The 922-nt window shown below is 57.4% G+C and carries 1 protein-coding gene; it reads left to right on the top strand.

What is annotated here, in order from left to right:
* A partial coding sequence (locus tag ACU8YC_RS25040) for a F4 family fimbrial subunit (protein ID WP_446895966.1) occupies positions 1–798 on the top strand: 798 nt, incomplete at its 5' end.
* Positions 799–922 lie beyond the last annotated feature (124 nt).

The following is a 922-nucleotide window of genomic DNA, read 5'->3' as shown; positions in this document are numbered from 1 at the left end:
GCACTGAAACTGGCTCTGCTGGCGGCGGGTCTGGTAAGCGGCAGCGTGTCGGCGGCGTTCACGGAAGGTGACCTGGCGGCCGATAACAGCATCACCCTGAACGGGGAAATCACCAACACCAACCCGGTGTGGGCGTGGAAAACCGGGGCAGACCAGACAGACTGGGACACCACCAAACTGGAGTGGAAGGTGACCGGGGCGAATGCGACGGCGGACTTCTCGGGCAAAGGGGATGTGACCCTGCTGGACGGGTATCTGGTGAATCTTGCGCCGAAGGGCGGTGTGGGCCTGAATCCTGTTGTGACTATTGGTGGTGACGGTTACACGGTCACTGCCGGAGGGGGAACCATGGAGCAGACTGCCAAGGTGAAGGTGACCGGCCTGACAGATGCGACGGATGCGACGTCCACCGTGGACGGGGAAATGACGTTTAAACTGGTTATGGCGCTGAGTACAGGATGGAGTAACCTGATTCGTGGAATTACCCTTGAAGGTGGCGTACACAATTATGTAAACCCTACTACCACAGCAAATGCGAAGTATATGGCCGCGTTAAATAAAGCCTGGGAGAATCAGAAGCTGTCAGTGGATTATGCCACAGCACCATACGCGGGTGCGACAACAGTTGCTCCGTCAACAACCGATTTCACGCCAGGACAGGTTTTTTCTAATCCGGGTTCGGGCAACATAACCGCCGGCATTCACGGCAACATCCACTCCGCCAAAGTGACCTTCCCGGCGGCGACCATCCCGGAGTCCTGGGAAGGGGCGCTGACCGTCACCGTGGCCTATAAGTAATCACTGACAGGTCTTCTGACACACAGGGAGGGGGAACCCTCCCTTTTTAAAAGCATCTTCCGTTTGGGTCCTGACCGGGACCGGCAGAGACACCACCCCGTACCACTCGTTAACGTAACGGTAG

This window comes from Citrobacter sp. VF227, assembly GCF_052950715.1.
Note: the sequence above shows the minus strand (reverse complement) of the source record. Positions and strands in the feature narration are given on the sequence as shown.